General features: G+C 39.9%; 16 protein-coding genes and 1 pseudogene. 5 read left to right on the forward strand and 12 right to left on the reverse strand.

All coding sequences use genetic code 11. The features are described 5' to 3' along the window. Window positions 1-49 precede the first annotated feature (49 nt). Complete coding sequence (locus tag LOC50_RS05305; protein WP_214552022.1) at window positions 50-1054, forward strand: response regulator; 1005 nt, start codon at window positions 50-52, stop codon at window positions 1052-1054. Window positions 1055-1060: 6 nt separating this feature from the next. Beyond that, a complete protein-coding gene (locus LOC50_RS05310) occupies window positions 1061-2032 on the forward strand; it encodes a sensor domain-containing diguanylate cyclase (RefSeq protein ID WP_248473721.1) in 972 nt (323 codons plus the stop codon). Between the two features lie 10 nt (window positions 2033-2042). On the opposite strand, the gene LOC50_RS05315 is transcribed toward LOC50_RS05310, so the two are convergent. The 5 genes from LOC50_RS05315 to LOC50_RS05335 form a co-directional block, all read right to left on the reverse strand. Next, window positions 2043-2924, reverse strand: a complete 882-nt coding sequence (locus LOC50_RS05315) for a universal stress protein (protein WP_036982352.1) — start codon at window positions 2922-2924, stop codon at window positions 2043-2045. Between the two features lie 5 nt (window positions 2925-2929). Further along, on the reverse strand, window positions 2930-4444 hold the full coding sequence (locus LOC50_RS05320) for a SpoVR family protein (RefSeq protein WP_250653746.1): 1515 nt from the start codon (window positions 4442-4444) through the stop codon (window positions 2930-2932). A gap of 18 nt (window positions 4445-4462) precedes the next feature. Continuing rightward, window positions 4463-5746 (reverse strand): YeaH/YhbH family protein, encoded by a 1284-nt coding sequence (locus LOC50_RS05325; RefSeq protein ID WP_024602945.1) that lies wholly within the window; start codon window positions 5744-5746, stop codon window positions 4463-4465. Between the two features lie 31 nt (window positions 5747-5777). After that, window positions 5778-7700, reverse strand: a complete 1923-nt coding sequence (locus LOC50_RS05330; RefSeq protein WP_013465180.1) for a PrkA family serine protein kinase — start codon at window positions 7698-7700, stop codon at window positions 5778-5780. A gap of 208 nt (window positions 7701-7908) precedes the next feature. Next, window positions 7909-8490, reverse strand: a complete 582-nt coding sequence (locus LOC50_RS05335; RefSeq protein WP_010388603.1) for a superoxide dismutase — start codon at window positions 8488-8490, stop codon at window positions 7909-7911. 264 nt (window positions 8491-8754) lie between these two features. On the opposite strand from LOC50_RS05335, the gene LOC50_RS05340 reads away from it, so the two are divergent. Further along, window positions 8755-9093, forward strand: a complete 339-nt coding sequence (locus LOC50_RS05340; RefSeq protein WP_008113155.1) for a Grx4 family monothiol glutaredoxin — start codon at window positions 8755-8757, stop codon at window positions 9091-9093. Window positions 9094-9295: 202 nt separating this feature from the next. Here LOC50_RS05340 and LOC50_RS05345 read toward each other — a convergent pair whose 3' ends face one another. From LOC50_RS05345 to LOC50_RS05355, 3 genes and pseudogenes are all read right to left on the reverse strand, one after another. Further along, window positions 9296-9733: an ATP-binding protein gene (locus tag LOC50_RS05345; RefSeq protein ID WP_502934581.1), complete on the reverse strand. Its 438-nt coding sequence runs from the start codon at window positions 9731-9733 to the stop codon at window positions 9296-9298. Further along, window positions 9700-9993 (reverse strand): annotated as a pseudogene (locus LOC50_RS05350) (hypothetical protein); the annotation flags it as partial. The pseudogene LOC50_RS05350 and the gene LOC50_RS05345, both read right to left, overlap by 34 nt. After that, window positions 9977-10279 (reverse strand): hypothetical protein, encoded by a 303-nt coding sequence (locus LOC50_RS05355; protein WP_036982358.1) that lies wholly within the window; start codon window positions 10277-10279, stop codon window positions 9977-9979. The gene LOC50_RS05355 and the pseudogene LOC50_RS05350, both read right to left, overlap by 17 nt. 772 nt (window positions 10280-11051) lie before the next feature. On the opposite strand from LOC50_RS05355, the gene gltB reads away from it, so the two are divergent. Next, on the forward strand, window positions 11052-15509 hold the full coding sequence (gene gltB, locus LOC50_RS05360) for a glutamate synthase large subunit (RefSeq protein WP_250653747.1): 4458 nt from the start codon (window positions 11052-11054) through the stop codon (window positions 15507-15509). 9 nt (window positions 15510-15518) lie between these two features. Beyond that, window positions 15519-16934: a glutamate synthase small subunit GltD family protein gene (locus tag LOC50_RS05365; RefSeq protein WP_076922467.1), complete on the forward strand. Its 1416-nt coding sequence runs from the start codon at window positions 15519-15521 to the stop codon at window positions 16932-16934. A 64-nt stretch (window positions 16935-16998) separates the two neighbouring features. Here the strand turns inward: LOC50_RS05365 and LOC50_RS05370 are convergent, their stop codons facing one another. From LOC50_RS05370 to LOC50_RS05385, 4 genes are all read right to left on the reverse strand, one after another. Continuing rightward, window positions 16999-17535 (reverse strand): hypothetical protein, encoded by a 537-nt coding sequence (locus tag LOC50_RS05370; protein ID WP_250653748.1) that lies wholly within the window; start codon window positions 17533-17535, stop codon window positions 16999-17001. A 440-nt stretch (window positions 17536-17975) separates the two neighbouring features. Continuing rightward, the gene (locus LOC50_RS05375) at window positions 17976-18293 is read right to left on the reverse strand and encodes a hypothetical protein (protein WP_250653749.1); all 318 of its coding nucleotides are present in this window, start codon (window positions 18291-18293) and stop codon (window positions 17976-17978) included. Window positions 18294-18341: 48 nt separating this feature from the next. Further along, the gene (gene recN, locus LOC50_RS05380) at window positions 18342-20015 is read right to left on the reverse strand and encodes a DNA repair protein RecN (RefSeq protein WP_028835081.1); all 1674 of its coding nucleotides are present in this window, start codon (window positions 20013-20015) and stop codon (window positions 18342-18344) included. Between the two features lie 95 nt (window positions 20016-20110). Then, entirely contained in the window at window positions 20111-20647 is a 537-nt protein-coding gene (locus LOC50_RS05385; RefSeq protein WP_250653750.1) for a hypothetical protein, read from the reverse strand. Between the last annotated feature and the right edge of the window lie 46 nt (window positions 20648-20693).

Raw genomic sequence — 20693 nt, forward strand, 5'->3', positions numbered from 1 at the left:
TATTTTTTGCGGTGTCAGCGTACAACAAGTTTTAAAATAGAGAGATAATATGTCAACATCGGTTTTAATTTGTGATGATTCAAAATTAGCTAGACGTCAATTAGCTCGCTCGTTACCCGATGATTGGGATATTAAAGTTGAATTTGCATGTGACGGTGTAGACTGCATAAAACAAATAACTAAAGCCCAGCCTGAAATTCTTTTCCTTGATTTAAATATGCCAGAAATGGACGGTTATGGCGTGCTTGCTGCAATGAAAGAGCAAGGACTCGACGTTCTCACTGTTGTGGTATCAGGCGATATTCAACCGAGTGCGCATCAACGTGTGCTTGAGCTTGGCGCCATAGATTTTATTCAAAAACCGTGTTCCCCTGAAAAGCTTGCTGCCATTATTGAACATCATGGTATTAGAGATAGAGCACTGCGTGAACGCATGTCTCACTCGTTAGGTGAACAAGTTGACCCTGATGTTCGTGATATATATCAAGAGCTGACTAATGTTGCCATGGGTCAGGCGGGAGATTTACTAGCAAGACTGCTTAATGTATTTGTTAAGTTACCCATTCCTAATGTTAATGTTTTAGAAGTCAGTGAGCTCAACATGGCGTTAAGCTATGTTGATACCAATGACACTACATCGGGTATTTGCCAAGGCTTTATAGGCGGCGGGGTATCTGGCGAGGCATTATTACTTTTAAATGACTCTAGTTTTAAAGAAATAGCCTCACTGATGAATTACGAAGGTGAACTAAACGACAAGGTTGAGTTAGAGTTGCTAATGGATGTAAGTAACATTTTAATTGGCGCTATTTTAACCGGCTTGTCAAAACAGCTCGACATGACCTTTAGCCAAGGGCATCCAATAGTTTTGGGGCAGCATCGGGACGTTTCTGAACTTGTTCAATCGAATAAGTCGCGCTGGCAACGGACTCTAGCCATAGAAATAAGTTACGGTATTGAAAATCATGATATTAGTTGTGATTTAATGTTGCTCTTTACTGAAGATTCACTGAAAACTTTGAAATACAAAGTTGCTCATCTACTAGAAGATTAAATATTTATGCCAGCTGATTTAGATGTGAATGAAATCCATTGGTTAATGGATATGTTTAATACGGTTGATGTCGGTCTTGTTATACTCGATCGAGAATACAAAGTGCATGTATGGAATGGTTTTATGGAAAATCATTCTGGTTTGTTACCGAGCGCTGTGAAAGACAAAGACTTATTTGATTTATTTCCGGCCATTGATGAAAAATGGTTTAGAAGTAAATCTGAGTCAGTGTTTGTATTAAAGAATCGTTCATTTACTATTTGGGAGCAACAGCCTTATATTTTTCGTTTTAAAAACTACCGACCAATTACCGGTAAAGCGGACTATATGTATCAAAATGCCACGTTTATCCCACTTACCAATGTGCGAGGCGAAGTCGAGCATATTTGTATTATTATTTACGATGTGACAGATATTGCGGTTAACAAAAAAGAACTAGAAGAGTTAAATAAAAAACTAGAACAAGTAAGCCAAACAGATAGTTTAACCCAGCTTGCCAATAGAGGGCACTGGGAGCATTTATTGCACCAAGAATTTTTACGAACGAAGCGAAACAAAGGTTGTTGCTCGTTATTAATTTTTGATATTGACCACTTTAAAAAGGTAAATGATGATTTTGGACATAGTGCTGGAGATGTAGCACTTCGTCATGTAGCGAGTTTACTGAAAACTGCATTGCGTGAAACAGACATTGCTGGGCGATACGGCGGTGAAGAGTTTGTTGTTACTTTATTAGATACCGATAAACAAGGGGCTATTGTATTTGCTGAACGCTTACGCCAGCTAATTGAAACCTCTCCGGCGAAATACAATGAGCACACGCTGCATTTGGCCATTAGTGTGGGTATTGCGTGTTTTGATGATCAATTTAAAGATCACGAACGTTGGATTGAAGCTGCCGATAAAGCGCTTTACCATTCAAAAGAAACGGGTCGAAATAAAGTGTCGGTATACGCTGATATAAAAAATGATGCTTAGGCATCATTTTTTAATTGGGGGGTAAAATAAGCAAGTCAGTTTTAAGTAAGCGCATTATTTTTTCTGCAGTATTACCAATGAGTTTTGCTTTAATTCCTACATTCCCAACAGATCCTATAATCACTAAATCAGCATTGAGCTTGGCTGCTAAGCTTGGGATCACCTGCTCAGGTAAACCCGCTTTAATATAAAGTTTGTCGCGTAAGTTATTATCAATAATGAGTTGTTGCTGTGATTGAGGTAATTTCTCAAAGGCATTGACTAGTTGCTCTTCTGAAAATACTAAGCCTAAATCTCTTAATATTGGAGAAATATACACTGTGTAGCCGGCATAAAATTCACAGTCTGTTCGCTGTGCGTATGCTAGGCCATATTTAATAATTGACTGATTAAGTTTATGTTTTGCGGTTTTTTCGCTAGCTAAATCAAGTGCGGCGAGTATGTTGGTATGCTTGCGCCATTTGTTATCTGCCGCTAAATACAAAGCGATGGGTGTAAAGCGGATAAGTTGCCAATCAAGCTCACTAAATTGGCTATCGCTGTCGATATGGCGTGTTTTTATCACCATTTCGTAATCATCAGTATTAATATCTTCGTTAAGCCACTGCTCGGGGGCTTCATGCCATGCGGTTTGAAAGGTATAACTGCAACCCTCCAGTTCATCGCTGATCAGTGGCTCCAACTGAGCCCTTAATGATGAAAGGCATTTATCTTGGAGTGAAAGCAATTGTTCTGGCGACAGAGAAAATAAAATATTGCTGGTTTCTTCAAAGCTAAATGCAACAATATCAATATGTTTATTGCCTTGCAGCGCTTTTTGTTTAGCGTGCTGCAATGACGTTTTTGCAAATTCAACCGAATCAATCAGTACAAGAAGCTTTTTTTTGTCCATTATTTTTACTCTGTTGTATGGCGTGAATCATCAATTGGACATTGACCAATGGTTGAAATCTCACCCGAATTTGACTCCTGTTCCAGTTTTACCTTAAAGCCCCATAGTCTGTAAAGGTGTTTTAATACTTCCCCATGGGAGTTAGCCAGTGGAATAGCATTATGGGGTACATATCGTAGAGTTAAAGAGCGGTCGCCGCGTAAGTCAACATCGTAAACTTGTATGTTAGGCTCATGATTACTAATGTTATATTGTGCAGAAAGTGCTTCTCTAACCGATTTGTAGCCATTATCGTCGTGAATAGCGCCTATTTCTAAATGTGGGTTACTAGCATGGTCGACTATGGTGAATAATTTAAAGTCCCGAATCAGCTTAGGGGATAAAAATTGGCTAATAAAACTCTCATCCTTGAAATTTTGCATTGCAAAGTGGAGTGTCTCGAGCCAGTCACTGCCCGCATGCTCAGGAAACCAGCGTTTATCTTCTTCTGTTGGGTTTTCACAAATACGACGTATATCAACCATCATATTAAAGCCCAGTGCATAGGGGTTAATACCCGAGTAATAATCGCTATTGTATGGAGGTTGGTACACAACATTAGTATGGCTTTGTAAAAACTCCAACATAAATGAGTCGGTTAGTTTTCCCTCATCATATAAATGGTTCAAAATAGTATAGTGCCAAAAAGTGGCCCAACCTTCATTCATTACTTGGGTTTGTTTTTGCGGATAAAAGTATTGTGATATTTTTCGCACTATCCTGACGATTTCTCGCTGCCATGACTCGAGTAAAGGGGCATTTTTTTCAATAAAGTACAGAATATTTTCCTGTGGCTCTTGCGGGAAGTGGCGTTCGTGTTTTTTTGACTCTTGCTGTTGAGAAGGAATGGTACGCCATAATTCGTTAACTTGTGATTGCAAATACTCAGCCCGTTCTTGCTGACGCTTTTGTTCTTCAAATAACGAAATTCGTTGTGGACGTTTGTACCTATCAACACCGTAACTCATTAATGCATGACATGAGTCGAGTATGCTTTCTACTTCGGAAATACCGTACTTTTCTTCACAGCGGCTAATATAGTTTTTAGCAAACAATAAATAATCAATAATTGAGCCTGCATCAGTCCAAGTTTTAAATAAATAATTACCTTTAAAAAATGAGTTATGCCCGTAGCAAGCATGTGCCATAACCAGTGCCTGCATCGGAAGGGTGTTTTCTTCCATTAGGTAAGCAATACAGGGGTTGGAATTAATCACAATTTCATACGCAAGTCCCATTTGGCCGCGTTTATAATTTTGCTCCGTTTGAATAAATTTTTTACCATACGACCAGTGAGTGTAGCCAATGGGCATGCCTACACTTGAGTAGGCATCCATCATTTGTTCTGCGGTGATCACTTCAATTTGGTTAGGGTAGGTGTCTAACTTGTAGTGCTCAGCCACACGGGCTATTTCGTCTTGGTATTGTTGCAATAGTTCAAAGGTCCAATCGGGCCCATCACTTATTCGATTATCGCTCATAATGCTACCTCGCTTTGACTATGCAGCCCCTTGCTGTTGACGACCTTTTTTAAATAGCTCCCTAAATATAGGGTAAATATCTTCAACACCTTGGATATGTTGGATGGCAAAATTACTGTTCGTTTGGCTAATGCTTTGATACTCGCGCCATAAACTTTGATGAGCACGTGTGGTAATTTCTATATAGGCAAAATAGCGAACAGCTTTAAGTATTTTATTACGTAAAATGTGTCCACATTGGGGCGTGTCATCGGCCCAATTATCGCCATCAGAAGCTTGTGCTGCGTATATATTCCATTCATCAGCATTATAGCGCTCAGCTATTATTTCATTCATCAGTTTTAGTGCACTTGAAACAATGGTACCGCCTGTTTCTTGTGAATAAAAAAACTCCTGCTCATCAACTTCTTTGGCTTGGGTATGATGGCGAATATACACAACGTCGATGTCTTTGTAGCTGCGAGTTAAAAACTGATAAAGCAAAATGTAAAAGCGCTTTGCCATGTCTTTTGTTGCTTGATCCATCGAACCTGACACATCCATAATACAAAACATCACCGCTTTACTAGTTGGGTGTGGTTGCTTGTCGTAGTTACGAAAACGTAAGTCGTAATTATCGATAAAGGGCACGGTTTTTATTTGCTGTTTGAGTGTGTCGATTTCTTTTTGTAATAAGGCCACAGCGGCTTTATCACAGTGTGGTTGTTCAAGCAGCAGTGCTAGTTGCCCCTCAAGCTCGCTAAGGCGGCGTTTTTTACCTGCGGTCATTGCAATACGACGAGCTAGAGAGCCTTGTAATGAGCGCACTACATCAATATTGCTGGGCATACCATCACTGCAAAACCCAGCGCGATGGGTTTTCATTTGCACTAGCTTATCAAGCTGATTTTCTTGCAAATTAGGGAGTTCTAAATCCTCAAATAACAAATCAAGGTATTCATCTTTAGAGATAGAAAAAACAAATTCATCTTGGCCTTCGCCAGAGTCACTTGCTTCACCTTCGCCTGCGCCACCGCCTTTGCCTCCTTTAGGGCGTTCTATTTTGTCGCCAGTAGAGAACTGATCGTTCCCAGGGTGTATTTGCTCTCTATTACCGCCTCTACCTTGATGAAAAGTAGGTTCGCTAATATCACGCTGCGGAATAGAGATGCTCTCTCCAGAGCTTGAATCAGTGACACTGCGTTTATTGATCGCATCAGACACCGCTTCTTTGATCTGCTTTTTATAACGCCTAATAAAACGCTGGCGGTTAACTGTGCTTTTGTTTTTGCCATTTAAACGCCTGTCGATAAAATGCGCCATAATGACCTCCTAAAAACTGCAATTATGAAGGTTATTGCGATTTTCTAACCCGTAAATACCACTCAGATAGCAAGCGCACTTGTTTTTGCGTGTAGCCTTTTTCAACCATACGATTAACAAAGTCCTCATGCTTTTGCTGATCTTCAGCTGATGTTTTTGCATTAAATGAAATAACAGGGAGTAAGTCTTCCGTGTTTGAGAACATTTTTTTCTCAATAACCGTGCGTAGTTTTTCATAACTCGTCCACAGCGGATTTTTGCCATTGTTATGAGCGCGAGCACGCAGCACAAAGTTAACAATTTCATTTCTAAAATCTTTAGGGTTTGAAATACCTGCAGGCTTTTCTATTTTTTCAAGCTCAGCGTTGAGTGCATCACGGTCAAATAATTGCCCTGTATCAGGGTCGCGGTATTCTTGATCTTGAATCCAAAAATCAGCATAAATAACGTAGCGGTCAAAAATATTTTGGCCATATTCTGAATATGACTCTAAGTACGCGGTTTGTAGCTCTTTACCTATAAACTCAACATATTGTGGAATTAAATAGCCTTTTAAAAAGCTTAAATAACGTTCTTCAACCTCGGCACTAAATTGTTCACGCTCAATTTGCTGCTCAAGCACATAAAACAAATGCACAGGGTTGGCGGCCACTTCGGTGGTGTCAAAGTTGAATACTCGCGATAAAATCTTAAACGCAAAACGGGTTGAAAGGCCGGTCATGCCCTCATCAACACCAGCGTAATCACGATACTCTTGATACGACTTCGCTTTTGGGTCGGTGTCTTTAAGGGTTTCACCATCGTAAACTCGCATTTTAGAGTAAATGCTTGAGTTTTCCGGCTCTTTTAAGCGCGAAAGAGTGGTAAATTGGGCTAAAATTTTAAGTGTACCTGGCGCACAGGGGGCGTTGTAAAGCTCACTGTGTTCAATCAGCTTATCGTAAATTTTAATTTCTTCGGTCACTCGTAAGCAATAAGGGACCTTAACAATATAAACACGGTCTAAAAAGGCTTCGTTGTTTTTATTGTTTTTAAAGGTTTGCCATTCTGATTCATTAGAGTGGGCGAGTATCATGCCGTTAAATGGCAGGGCGCTTATGCCTTCTGTGCCGTTATAGTTACCTTCTTGTGTGGCTGTTAGCAGTGGGTGTAACACTTTTATGGGGGCTTTAAACATTTCCACAAATTCCATTAAGCCTTGGTTGGCTAAACATAATGCGCCTGAATAGGCATAAGCATCAGGATCATTTTGTGCAAAGTGTTCAAGTTGGCGAATATCGACCTTACCGACAAGAGCAGAAATATCTTGATTGTTTTCATCTCCGGGCTCTGTTTTAGCAATCGCAACTTGATTTAAAATTGATGGGAAGCGTTTAACCACTCTAAATTGACTAATATCACCATTAAATTCTTGTAAACGTTTTGCGGCCCATGGCGACATTACCGTTTTGAGGTAACGAGACTTAATTCCATATTCCTTTTCGAGTAGGCTGGCATCTTCAACGGGATCAAATAATGACAGCGGATGGTCATTAACCGGGGAGCCCTTAATTGCATAAATAGGCACTTGTTGCATTAAATACTTTAACTTTTCAGCAATCGATGACTTACCGCCACCTACCGGACCAAGCAAGTAAAGCACTTGTTTACACTCTTCTAATCCTTGCGCGGCGTGTTTTAGATAAGAAACAATTTGCTCAATGGCGTCTTCCATACCATAAAAATCGGCAAATGCAGGGTAACGTGCAACAACACGGTTCGAAAATAAGCGACTTAAACGAGTATCGGTAGCGGTATCTACCATTTTAGGCTCGCCAATGGCCATCAGTAATCTTTCAGGAGCACTGGCATAAGCAGACTTATCGGTTTTACAAATTTCTAGAAACTCAGCAACACTGTACTCTTCTTCTTGTGTTGATTCATAACGTGCTTGGTAGTGATCAAAAATAGTCATAATGACCTCCGAAACCTACTTGGAAAATGTATTCACCATTTAAAGTCTAGTCACGAATTTAAATTTTTGTGCAATAAAATTAAAAATTTATATGAAAAATGATCATGATGCACTTTTAGAAAACAACCTACGTATAACCTTAATCAAATAAAGTAGCGGACATAAAAAAAGACGCCTAAGCGTCTTTTAAAGATTAGTTTAAAACTAATTATGCGAAGTTAGCGTTCGCGAATTCCCAGTTAACGAGTGACCAGAAACCTTTAAGGTAATCTGGACGCACGTTACGGTAATCAATGTAGTATGCGTGTTCCCATAAATCCACGGTTAGGATTGGTGTAACACCTGCATCTGTTAATGGTGTTGCAGCGTTAGATGTATTAACGATGTCTAGTGAACCATCTGCTAGTTTAACTAACCACGTCCAGCTTGAACCAAAGTTATTTACTGCTTTGTCGTTTAACGCGTCTTTAAATGCGTCAAATGAGCCCCATTTAGCGTTAATTGCATCAGCAATTGCACCTGTTGGAGCGCCACCGCCATTTGGAGATAGGCTGTTCCAGTAGAAAGTGTGGTTCCAGATTTGAGCAGCGTTGTTAAATACACCGCCTTCTGAAGAACATACGATCTCTTCAAGTGATTTACCTTCAAACTCAGTGCCTGGGATCAAACCGTTAAGTTTAGTCACATAAGTGTTGTGGTGTTTACCATGGTGAAACTCTAACGTTTCTTGTGAAATATGTGGCTCAAGTGCATCAATTGCATACGGTAGTGACGGTAGTTCAAATGCCATTTTTTATCTCCATCTTCTTTTGGTTGATAGTCTATTTAGTAATACGTAATGCCTGCGCAAACAGGGCACTTATCTATACCAAACAGGAATATAGTGTTACTATAATTGTTGAGTATTTTACTCAAGTTTTAGCAAACAGCAATGCTCTTGCTAAAGCTATTTAAGATTGAGGCTTTAATTGCCTATGTTAATCTATATATCTGAGGCCACAGTGAAACTTTTTCAAGGCCTAATGTGTTCGCTATCGTCATTTTGAGGTTGTAAATGGAAACCATCGATAAAATTAAACAGCAAATTGCTGAAAACCCAATCATCTTATACATGAAAGGATCACCAAAACTGCCTAATTGTGGTTTTTCTTCACAAGCATCACAAGCATTAATGTCGTGCGGTGAACCGTTTGCATATGTGGATATTTTACTTAATCCAGACATTCGTGCAGAGCTTCCTGCTTACGCTAACTGGCCTACCTTCCCGCAACTTTGGGTTGAAGGCGAGTTAATTGGTGGCTGTGACATTATCATTGAAATGTTTCAACGTGGTGAATTACAACCACTGATCACTGAAACAGCTGCAAAGCATAAACCTGCAGACGCTGAATAAGCGTTTAGGTAAAAAAAAGCTGCAATTTGCAGCTTTTTTTATGTCTATAAAGTATTTACTCATAGTTGCTTATACGATGACAGTACCGAATGAGTAGGCAGCTTTTCGCGGTTTTTACTTAGCCCCCTAGGTCATAAACTTCAGAACGCGATTGTATCATTTCTAAATTGGATGAGTTTTCAGCCTTAAAGCTAAACAACTCTCAAGGTAAACTTACAAAAACACTGATCCCGCCGACGTCCCGATTGTGTAGGCTAATTTGCCCATGGTGGGCTTCAATAATTTCTCGACACAGTGCCAAACCTAATCTACTTCCTGCCACCTTGGTAGAACAAAAAGGGATAAGCGCACTAGCCATAACTGTTTCACTCATGCCTTTTCCTTTGTCGCTCACATTAATATGAGTGCCGAGACTATCTTGTGTTACTTTTAAACTAATATGCTCTGCTAGCGACTCTGATTCATGTGCATTATTCAACAGGTTAATGAGCAATTGTTCTATTTGGGTTTGATCGGCTTGTGTAGTGATGTCTTTTTGAAGGTCGAAATTAAATTGCCATTGGCTTTGTAATTGGTCGAGTAATGAATGCCAGTCAACCGTCGTTATTATAGGTGGTGGAAGTTTAGCAAACCCAACCATAGCCTTGAACGAACTCGTTTTTTAAGGTTTTGTGCACCTTGGTACAAGGTGAAATCAGCAAGTTGACCGTCTACAACTTGAATGTTTCGAGGGGCACGCCGAGCAAGTTCTGCATCATGGGTAACCATGACAATGGTTGCGCCATCACGATTTATTTGTTCAAGCAGCTCCATTATTTGACGAGCCATAAGGCTGTCGAGATTACCAGTTGGTTCATCGGCTAATAAAAATCGTAGCTCGCCTTCAAGACGAGCTAAAATAGTGTTGCTGCTTTAATTCGTTTGTGAACTTGGGGCTCTCAACCATGGCTATTACATCATTCAGTTTTACTGAGTCACCAGCATTTACCTTCAATGAAACAAAGCCTCGTTCAGGGCTGTAAACTTTTGGTGCTCTGGCGGCCACAATTTTACCGCTGGCTGCAGCATCGCGTATTAGCGATTGGCGCACCTCTGTGGCTATTTGTAGGCTTACTCTATCAACCGAGATAGTACCTTCTTGATCAGTATTTAATAATGCATATACACATAGAGCAACTAAGCCCACAATAAATATAAACAGCCATATGTTTTTTTAAAATTTATAGGTCGTGAGATTTGCATGTCTTGCCCGCTAGTGTCTTTAATCATTATTTGTTCTCTTTGCTTAGTGTTTTTCAAACACAGTAATCATTAGCGAGGCAATAAACAGAATAATTGGTGAAATTAAAAATAAGCCAATAGTAAACATTAAATGCCCTCAAAATTAATATAGTTATGCGATACTCGAATAGCGCTCCATTTTTTATCTTTTTGAATTTAATTACTTTTTATTTTTATATGTCCGCGGACATAAAAAGTGTCCGCTGCGGGGTGAGATTACCTCAACGTAAAGCAAAGAAAGTTGATAATTAATGCATAGCATAAGACTAACGTGCAAATTCATTGAATAAACTATGTGCTAATAAAAGTCGATGTAATTAAATGTCATGTTTAGATGTATTACGAATAAAGCAAAAATGATTGAATGACATTCGGTGAATAGTTATTCACATTGTGGCTCGTTTACGTTTACGTAAACTGCTTATTGTGAGGAGGCTTTATTTACAAGTTATTAAAAATAACACCGGTGTCATTAAAGTTTTCGATCCAATATCTACTCAAATGTTAATATTTAGCATTGTTTTATGATTTTTAATGAAGTTGAAATATATTCAATATAATGAATATATATTCAGAAAGATATTGACTCAGTTTAGGAATAACGCTAATTTTGATCGTCTGTTAGCAAATCGTCGAGCCGTTCATCCACGTTAACAGTGCAGCAAGGGGAGGGGTCCATGTTATATGACTCAAAACTAGAAAAAGATAATTGTGGCTTTGGCTTAATAGCCCAAGTTAATAACAAAGCGAGTCACCGACTCATCCGTACGGCGATCACCGGTTTAGATCGCATGCAGCACCGCGGCGGTATATCTGCTGATGGTAAAACGGGCGATGGTTGTGGCTTGTTACTTCAAAAACCAGACAGCTTCTTTCGTGCTATTGCTGCTGAAAATAATTGGCATTTAGGTAAAAATTACGCCGTTGGGATGATTTTCCTCAATGCTGATCCGGTATTAGCACAAGCAGCTAAAGATGTTTTAAGCGAAGAACTAGAAAAAGAAACGCTTAATATTTTAGGTTGGCGTGTTGTCCCTACCGATCCATCAATGTTAGGACCTATAGCCCTAAAGCAATTGCCTGGGTTTGAACAAATTTTTATTAGTGCGCCTGAAGGCTGGCGTTCTAAAGATTTAGAGCGACGTTTATATGTTGCACGTCGTCGTGCAGAAAAGCGCTTGATGGATGATGAATCATTTTATATTGCGAGCTTATCTGGGCTAGTCACCATCTATAAAGGCTTAATGATGCCTGCTGACTTGCCAAATTTTTATCTCGATCTTGCTGATATTCGCATGACCAGTGCTATTTGTGTTTTTCATCAACGCTTCTCTACAAACACACAGCCTCGCTGGCCTTTAGCGCAACCATTTCGTTATTTAGCGCACAATGGTGAAATTAATACTATTGAAGGTAACCGTCAGTGGGCCCGTGCACGCTCTTATAAATTTGCTTCGCCGCTTATTCCTGATTTACAAAGCGCAGCGCCGTTTGTTAATGAAACAGGGTCTGACTCATCTAGCCTCGATAATATGCTAGAGCTGTTTTTAGCCGGTGGTATGGATTTATTCCGTGCGATGCGTATGCTGGTACCGCCAGCATGGCAAAAAAACCGTGCTATGGATGACGACCTTCGCGCATTCTATGATTTTAATTCTATGCATATGGAACCGTGGGATGGCCCTGCAGGGATTGTTATGTCGGATGGGCGTTTTGCTGCCTGTAACTTAGACCGTAATGGCCTGCGCCCTGCGCGCTATATCATTACTCAAGATGGCTTTATTACTTTAGCCTCTGAAGTTGGGATATGGGATTACACCGCTGACGAAGTGGTCGAAAAAGGACGTGTTGGCCCGGGCGAACTCCTCGTTATTGATACTAAATTAGGCAAAATTTGGCATTCAGATGAAATTGACCAAGATTTAAAATCACGCCACCCTTATAAGTCGTGGTTAGAAGAAAACGTTAAACGATTAACGCCTTTTGAAGCACTTACCGAGCAAGATGCGGGCAATCGCTCATTTGATGATGAAACCCTTGTCAAATACCAAAAGATGTTTGGCTATACTAACGAAGAGCTAGACAGCGTCATTCGTGTCATGGGTGAAAATGGGCAAGAAGCCACTGGCTCAATGGGTGACGATACGCCGTTTGCCGTACTGAGCGAAGGGCACCGTTCACTTTATGATTATTTCCGTCAAAAGTTTGCTCAGGTTACTAATCCGCCAATTGATCCGTTACGTGAAAACCATGTAATGTCGTTGGCAACGTGTATTGGCAGTGAGCAAAACGTATTTAATGAAACAACAGGGCACGCTAAACGCCTGCAATTTGATACGCCTATTTTAATGTACGCTGATATGCAGCAGCTACTTAACGCCGATGAAGCGCACTACAGCTATTGTAAGATTGATATTACTTATACCGTAGAAGAAGGCCTTGAGAATGCGGTAAAGCGCATCTGTGATGAAGCACAAGCAAAAGCCGCATCTGGCTGCATTATGCTGGTATTAACGGATCGTAACTTTGATGACAATCAATTACCTATTCCTGCTGCTATGGCGGTGGGTGCGGTACAAAAACGCTTGGTAGATAATAACTTACGCTGTGAGTCAAATATTATTATTGAAACTGGCAGCGTTCGCGATGCGCATCAATTTGCGGTACTACTTGGATTTGGTGCAACCGCAATTTACCCGTATTTAGCGTACGAGTCACTTGTGGCTATGAGCGATACCAAGGTAATTAATAAGTCATACAGTGAAGTTACACTGGCTTATCGTCAAGCAATTAATAAAGGCTTGTACAAAATCATGTCTAAAATGGGCATTAGTACCGTGGCTTCATATCGTTGTTCAATGTTGTTTGAAGCGGTTGGTCTATCGGACGCTATTGTTGAGATGTGTTTTAAAGGCGTGGCGAGTCGTATTAAAGGGGCATGTTTTAGCGACTTTGATGACGATCAGCAAAGCTTGCATAAACTGGCGCTTAGTAAACGTAAATTATTAAGCCATGGTGGCTTGTTTAAATACGTTCACGGCGGCGAGTACCATGCTTACAATCCTGATGTGATTCAAACGTTACAAAAAGCAGTACGTAGCGGCGAGTACAGTGATTACAGCGAATACGCAAAGCTAGTTAATCACCGTCCAGTTGCGACTCTGCGCGATATGTTGACATTAAAGCTGCCAGAAAAGGGTATAAGCATTGATGAGGTAGAGCCTGCCACTGAGCTTTATAAACGGTTTGACTCAGCGGCCATGAGTATTGGTGCATTATCGCCAGAAGCGCATGAAGCACTCGCAATTGCCATGAATCGTTTAGGTGGCTGCTCAAATTCTGGTGAAGGTGGCGAAGATAAGCTGCGTTACGGTACAGAAAAAAATTCACGTATTAAACAAGTAGCCTCGGGTCGATTTGGTGTAACGCCCCATTATTTACGTAGCGCTGATGTTATTCAAATAAAAGTGGCACAAGGCGCTAAACCAGGGGAAGGCGGACAACTACCAGGTGAAAAAGTCACTCCCTATATTGCCAAGCTTCGTTACTCGGTACCGGGTGTGACACTTATTTCACCTCCGCCGCATCACGATATTTATTCTATCGAAGATTTAGCCCAGCTGATTTTTGACTTAAAACAAGTAAACCCGAATGCATTGATTTCTGTAAAACTGGTATCTGAACCGGGTGTTGGCACAATTGCAACCGGTGTAGCGAAAGCGTATGCCGACTTAATTACTATTTCAGGCTATGATGGTGGCACAGGTGCAAGTCCATTAACCTCGGTTAAATACGCTGGCAGCCCATGGGAGTTGGGACTTGCTGAAACACAGCAAGCCTTGGTAGAAAATGGCCTTCGCCATCGCATTCGCCTGCAAACAGATGGTGGTTTAAAAACGGGCCTTGATATCATCAAAGCGGCCATTTTAGGCGCCGAAAGTTTTGGTTTTGGCACAGGGCCTATGGTGGCATTAGGCTGTAAATACTTACGAATCTGTCACTTAAATAACTGTGCGACAGGTGTGGCAACACAAGACGAAACATTACGTCAAAAGCATTATCATGGCCTGCCAGAAATGGCGATGAACTACTTTAAGTTTATTGCTCAAGAAGCGCGCGAAATTATGGCAAGTTTAGGGGTTGCAAACCTAACCGATTTAATTGGTCGCTTAGACTTACTCGAAGCCATTGAAGGCAAAACAGCGAAGCTGCAAAAAATAGATTTATCAGCGGTTATCGCTCAGCCAAATAACCCAACAGGTGAAACTTTGTTTTGCAGTGCACCAAATAGCTCGCATTATTTAGGTGAGTTAAATGAGAGCTTACTGGGCAAGGCACAAGAGGCAATAGATAACTCAAGCGGCATTTCATTAGTAAGTCGTATTTGTAATACCGATAGATCGGTTGGCGCTATGCTCTCTGGTTATATTGCTGATAAACACGGTAATCAAGGCATGGCCGCAGATCCAGTAGTTATTGAATTACATGGTACAGCTGGTCAGTCATTCGGTGTATGGAATGCTGGTGGTCTTGAAATGACTTTGGTTGGCGATGCTAACGATTACGTTGGTAAAGGCATGGCCGGCGGTAAGCTAGTTATTCGCCCACCACTGGGTTCGTCATTTGAAAGTCATAAAGCAACAATTATTGGTAATACCTGTTTATATGGTGCAACCGGCGGTAAATTGTTTGCAGCAGGATGTGCAGGCGAGCGTTTTGCTGTACGTAACTCAGGCGTGCAAGCCGTTGTTGAGGGCGTAGGTGATAACGGTTGTGAATACATGACCGGTGGCGTTGTGTGTGTACTTGGTAATGTAGGAGTGAACTTTGGTGCAGGTATGACCGGTGGTTTCGCTTACATTTTAGATGAACGAGGTGATTTTGAGAAACGCATTAACCCAGAGTTGGTTGAAGTGGTTACTTTAGATGATTTGAGTTCACATCAAGAGCATTTACGCGGCTTAATTGCTGATCATTTAGAGCTAACAGGCTCATGCAGAGCAGAAACTATTTTAGCTAACTTTGAACTTTATTTACCGATGTTCAAATTAGTAAAACCTAAATCAAGTGACGTAAAAAGTTTACTCGGGCACCGCGCTCGCAGTAGCGCCGAACTACGTGTTCAGGCGCAATAAGGGGGCAGTATGAGCGAAAATGTATATCAATTTATAGACGTGCAGCGTGTAGACCCACGCAAAAAACCAATCTCGTCGCGTAAAAAATCGTTCGTAGAAATTTATGAACCCTTTTCAGAAAATCAGGTTAATTCACAAGCGGATCGTTGCCTTGATTGTGGTAACCCTTATTGTGAGTGGAAATGTCCAGTACATAACTATATTCCACAATGGTTAAAACTGATCCGTACAGGGCGTATTTTAGAGGCCGCTGAGCTATCGCACCGTACTAACAGTTTGCCAGAAGTGTGTGGACGAGTATGCCCGCAAGACCGCTTATGCGAAGGCTCATGTACATTAGATGAAGAGTTTGGTGCAGTAACAATCGGTAATATTGAAAAATACATCACCGACACCGCGTTTAAAATGGGCTGGAAACCAGACATGTCCTATGTGACATGGACTGATAAAAAAGTTGCCATTATTGGCGCAGGGCCTGCGGGCCTGGGCTGTGCAGATATCTTAGTGCGTAATGGCGTAAAGCCTGTGGTATTTGACCGTCACCCTGAAATTGGTGGGCTGTTAACCTTTGGTATTCCTTCTTTTAAATTAGAAAAAGAAGTCATGCAAAAACGTCGTGAAATATTTACCGAAATGGGTGTTGAATTCAAGCTTAATGTCGAAGTAGGTAAAGACATTAGCATGGATGAAATACTTAATGAGTATGACGCTGTATTTTTGGGCGTGGGGACTTATCAGAGTATGCGAGCGGGGCTTGAGAACGAAGATGCACCGGGGGTGCATGATGCCCTGCCATTTTTAATTGGTAACACTAATCGTGTTATGGGTTACGATGAGTCTAAACAAGCTTGCATTGATATGGCAAACCAAAAAGTAGTGGTACTAGGTGGTGGTGATACAGCAATGGACTGTGTGCGTACCTCCATTCGTCATAACGCGTTAAAAGTAACGTGTGCTTATCGTCGTGATGAAGAGAACATGCCTGGTTCAAAACGCGAAGTAAAAAATGCCAAAGAAGAGGGCGTAATTTTTACTTATAACGTTCAGCCTAAAGGGATTGTACTTGATGAAAAAGGCGCTGTAGCCGGTGTTCAAATGGTAAAAACTCAGCTTGGCGAGGCCGATGAAAACGGCCGCCGTCGCGCTGAGGAAGTACCGGGTTCAGAGCATATTATTGAAGCCACACAAGTGATTATGGCATTTGGTTTTAAGCCACATAAATTGGATTGGTTAGAGCAGTACGACGTAGAAATTAACCACTGGGGTGGTATTAATGCACCCGAGCAAGGTGAATTTACACATCAAACCACTAATCCTAAAATATTTGCTGGTGGCGATATTGTTCGTGGTTCAGACTTAGTGGTCACCGCTATATTTGAGGGGCGTAACGCTGCAGAAGGGATTATGGATTATTTAAAAGTGTAAATAATGCTTTTGTTAGAATGGAGTCAAAAGCAAACCTTCGGGTTTGCTTTTTTTATATTTGTTTTTATTCAAATGTTATATCAACATAGTTTGTAACGAATGGCATAATTGTGATATCACCAACAGCATAGCTCTCTTTAGCTACGCCCTTTGTTTTTACTTTCATATAATAATTACCTGCCGGTACGACCTTATCGTTATACCTTGAACGTTTTTCAAGGTATATTTTATTATTCTGTGAATCGACTATCCAGCCTTCAGGGCTAATTTCATGCATATAAGCTTCGCATTTAACTTCACCAACCCGAGGGTGTAAACACTGGTTAATTAGAACTCTAGTTTGTTTTGTAGGATTTACAGCGGTTTTAGCTAGGGAAATATTACCAAAATCTCTTGATTCTTTTTCTGCTTTGTAAGTGTAGATTTTTTCTTCTGTTGTTGTATAAGTTTTTGAACTAGATGGCATAATAGCTTGATTTGTAGTGCTCGAAGCACTATTTATTGCACCATTAATTCCGTCTTTTACCGCACGGCTTATATCTGTGCTTTTGCACCCTGAAAGTATAAGTAATGCGGGAACGATAAGAGTAAGCTTGTTCATTTTTAATCCTTAAAGTTATTTTTATATCATGCTCTTTATATTTAATGACAAAGAGAATTAATATCACAGAAGTAAATATTAAAAAATAACATTGTTCATCCCTGATATTTTTTAAATAATGACTAAAAAAAACACTTATATCAACCCTAAATTAACGTTTCTAAATTAAATATAAGTTATTTGTTGTATAAAAGTGCCTTGATTTTAATGCCAACAAATAGGTTTACACTTAAATTATAAAGATTAAAAGTGGGCATTAGAGGGCTCTTAAAAAAGCCATTAAGAAGCAATAAATTAAATCTCAGATCATAATGCTGACTCTTTTTGTATCAATTATTCTACAAGTATGGCTTTTTGAATTAATTTTCACTAATTCAATAAAATATCAATTTATTAATCTAGGCAAGTGAGCGTGTAACTTGCTTCATTTGATTAATGTTTCAATCCATCGAGAAGTGATCAAGGCTCGGTTTCACTCTGGCTTGTCGACGTTTCACACTTTTATAACAGATAACGTTACAAACAAGCTGTAGGGCAATAACTAACCAACTTAGTGTTATTAAGCCACTAATAGCTGTGCTGCTAAAAACTAACATAACAGCAATAACAATATGTACAATTAATGCCACATTTAAAAAGCGATATAAGCTCTGCTTAAATTGTGTATGTTTAAACTTACTAAAAACAGCCAAAAGTATACTGACAATCAATAGCAGCCAGTTAATTGCTAAGCCAAAATAAATGACCGTCGTTTGCATTAATGTATCCTCACCGTATCAAGGTAACGCACTGTAAAGCGATTCACTTTATCCGTGCGCTTTTATAAGCTCTTTTGCATTTGCTTTAGCTGTTTTGCTAATGTTATCACCACCCAGTAATCGAGCAATCTCATTTACTCGACCATCTTTATTCAATGCCAGCATATGCGTAAATGTTTCACCGTCTGCAATTTCTTTGGCAACAAAAAACTGCTGATGAGCGCTACTGGCCACTTGCGGTAAATGGGTCACACAAATTACTTGCGTAGACTTACCTAGTTGGCGCAGTAGTTTACCAACAGCAGCAGCTGTTGGGCCAGAAATACCAACATCCACTTCATCAAATATAAGCGTAGGGGTCGTGACTTTTTGCGCAATAATAACCTGAATAGCCAAACTAATGCGTGATAGCTCACCACCCGAGGCTACTTTTGCTAAAGGTTGCAATGGTTGCCCTGGGTTTGTTGATACTAAAAATGAAACATTATCAAAGCCTAAGCTATTTGGAGCGCGATCGTTTTGTGCAGTCAATGCTATTTCAAATACGCCATTTTCCATAGATAGATTAGCCATGCTTTCGCTGATCAATCCATTTAATGTATTCGCATATTGGTGGCGACTTGCACTTAATTGTTCACTGGCGTTTTGATAATCCTCAAGGGCATGTTCAATTTCACCTTCAAGTTGCTCAAGACGTGAGCTGTTATTACTTATCGACTCGAGCTCTTGTGCAATAGTTTGATGAAATCCAACAAGCTCTTGGGGTTTTATATGGTGTTTTCTGGCTAAGTCCATTGCACCACTGAGTCTGTTTTCTACTTCAGTTAATCGCTGAGGATCCAAGTCGGCTTGTTCAGTGTAATTACGTACTTCTCGGCTTGCTTCTTCAACTTGAACAGCGGCTTCTGATAATAATGTTGCCACACTGGCTAAGCTTTCATCATACTGTGCAAGTTCAGTAAATTGTTGGGCGCTGTGCTGTAAAATGGAACACGCATTTTGTTCATCATTTTCATATAAATGCTGCAACTCGCGCTGGCAGACTTGCAATATAGTTTGGCTATTGCTGAGTTTATAATGTTCAGCTTCTATTTGCTCAAATTCATCTGCCTGCAATGCAAATTCATCAAGCTCTGCGACTTGATATTCCAATAGTTGCTTTTGTGCGGCTTGTTGCTGCTGCTGTTGTTCTAGCTGTTTAAATTCTTTTTGTAAATCAGCAAATTGTTTATAACGCTGGCTTACAGCATTAACAAGATTATGATGGCCTGCATATGCATCGAGTAATTGTAGCTGATGCTCTGCCTTTAATAGGTGCTGGTGCGCATGTTGACCATGAATAGAAATTAAATATTGGCCTAGCTCTTTTAGTTGTGCAGCGGTAACTGGGCTGCCATTAATGTAGCTTTTACTGCGACCATTTTTACAAACAACTCGACGAAGTAAACATTCGTTGTCGTCGTTATTAAGCATGTTCTCTTCTAAAAAAGCATGAGCGAGTGGTAAATTGCTTAAATCAAATTGTGCACTTACCTCTGCTTTATCAGTTCCTGGACGCACAGCAGACGCTTCTGCTCGCTCTCCAAGACACAATGATAATGCATCAATGGCGATTGATTTACCTGCTCCCGTTTCACCGGTGATAGCGGTCATGCCCGAATGCCATTCTGTGCTTAAATTACTTACGATTGCAAAATTTTTAATTTCTAAACCAATTAACATACTGTTCATCCATCCAGTGAATTAACTGTTAATTTATACAGTGTTTTGGTTTTTTGCAAATTAAATTTCTATATTTTAAGCAAGGCTGGACTCAATTAATGTTTTTTTTCTTCATCAATAGGGAGGTTTTCATCGTTAAGATCAATACTATCAACTGGTTGCGCTATGTCATCAGTTTTTAACTTTAAAATTAGCGTAGGAAGGACTTCTTGATAAAAGTTTTTATTATATAAAATACCTTGAGCTGGTAACTCTGCTATAAAATATTGAGTGGTATCGGAAAAAGCTTGGCTGTTATTATTTTTATAGGTTTTTATTAGTTCTTCGTTAAGTATATTAATAAGTAAATCGCATAGCGATTCTAGCTTATTTAAATTTTCATCAGTGTGTGGCTGTACCACAAAAAAATTACTGACAACGGCTTGAATTCGAGGAAGGTGTTTAGCACTAATGACTTTTGCATCAAGTAACTCGTTAAGTTTTATTTTTAAACGTGAATGAGTACTTGCAACGCGCTCGTTAAACAGCTTTTTCTTTGCTTCAATAGTCTTTTTACGATTACTTTCAATGAGTAAGTAACTGCCAAGTAAAGTAATTAACAATAATAAAGCAAGAAATACCACATAATTCATTACTACTTTTTCCTGACGATATTTAAAATTTCTAGTCCAATATTTT

This window comes from Pseudoalteromonas sp. SCSIO 43095, from assembly GCF_023650455.1.
GTDB lineage: Bacteria > Pseudomonadota > Gammaproteobacteria > Enterobacterales > Alteromonadaceae > Pseudoalteromonas > Pseudoalteromonas tetraodonis.

Bases quoted from the DNA above. Each gene is read 5' to 3' on its own strand.
- gltB (WP_250653747.1), top strand. From the start codon at position 11,052: ATGTTATATGACTCAAAACTAGAAAAAGATAATTGTGGCTTTGGCTTA.
- LOC50_RS05365 (WP_076922467.1), top strand. From the start codon at position 15,519: ATGAGCGAAAATGTATATCAATTTATAGACGTGCAGCGTGTAGACCCA.
- LOC50_RS05315 (WP_036982352.1), bottom strand. From the start codon at position 2,924: ATGGACAAAAAAAAGCTTCTTGTACTGATTGATTCGGTTGAATTTGCA.
- LOC50_RS05340 (WP_008113155.1), top strand. From the start codon at position 8,755: ATGGAAACCATCGATAAAATTAAACAGCAAATTGCTGAAAACCCAATC.
- LOC50_RS05305 (WP_214552022.1), top strand. From the start codon at position 50: ATGTCAACATCGGTTTTAATTTGTGATGATTCAAAATTAGCTAGACGT.
- LOC50_RS05325 (WP_024602945.1), bottom strand. From the start codon at position 5,746: ATGGCGCATTTTATCGACAGGCGTTTAAATGGCAAAAACAAAAGCACA.
- LOC50_RS05375 (WP_250653749.1), bottom strand. From the start codon at position 18,293: ATGCAAACGACGGTCATTTATTTTGGCTTAGCAATTAACTGGCTGCTA.
- LOC50_RS05320 (WP_250653746.1), bottom strand. From the start codon at position 4,444: ATGAGCGATAATCGAATAAGTGATGGGCCCGATTGGACCTTTGAACTA.
- LOC50_RS05345 (WP_502934581.1), bottom strand. From the start codon at position 9,733: ATGGTTGGGTTTGCTAAACTTCCACCACCTATAATAACGACGGTTGAC.
- LOC50_RS05385 (WP_250653750.1), bottom strand. From the start codon at position 20,647: ATGAATTATGTGGTATTTCTTGCTTTATTATTGTTAATTACTTTACTT.
- LOC50_RS05310 (WP_248473721.1), top strand. From the start codon at position 1,061: ATGCCAGCTGATTTAGATGTGAATGAAATCCATTGGTTAATGGATATG.
- LOC50_RS05330 (WP_013465180.1), bottom strand. From the start codon at position 7,700: ATGACTATTTTTGATCACTACCAAGCACGTTATGAATCAACACAAGAA.
- LOC50_RS05370 (WP_250653748.1), bottom strand. From the start codon at position 17,535: ATGAACAAGCTTACTCTTATCGTTCCCGCATTACTTATACTTTCAGGG.
- LOC50_RS05335 (WP_010388603.1), bottom strand. From the start codon at position 8,490: ATGGCATTTGAACTACCGTCACTACCGTATGCAATTGATGCACTTGAG.
- recN (WP_028835081.1), bottom strand. From the start codon at position 20,015: ATGTTAATTGGTTTAGAAATTAAAAATTTTGCAATCGTAAGTAATTTA.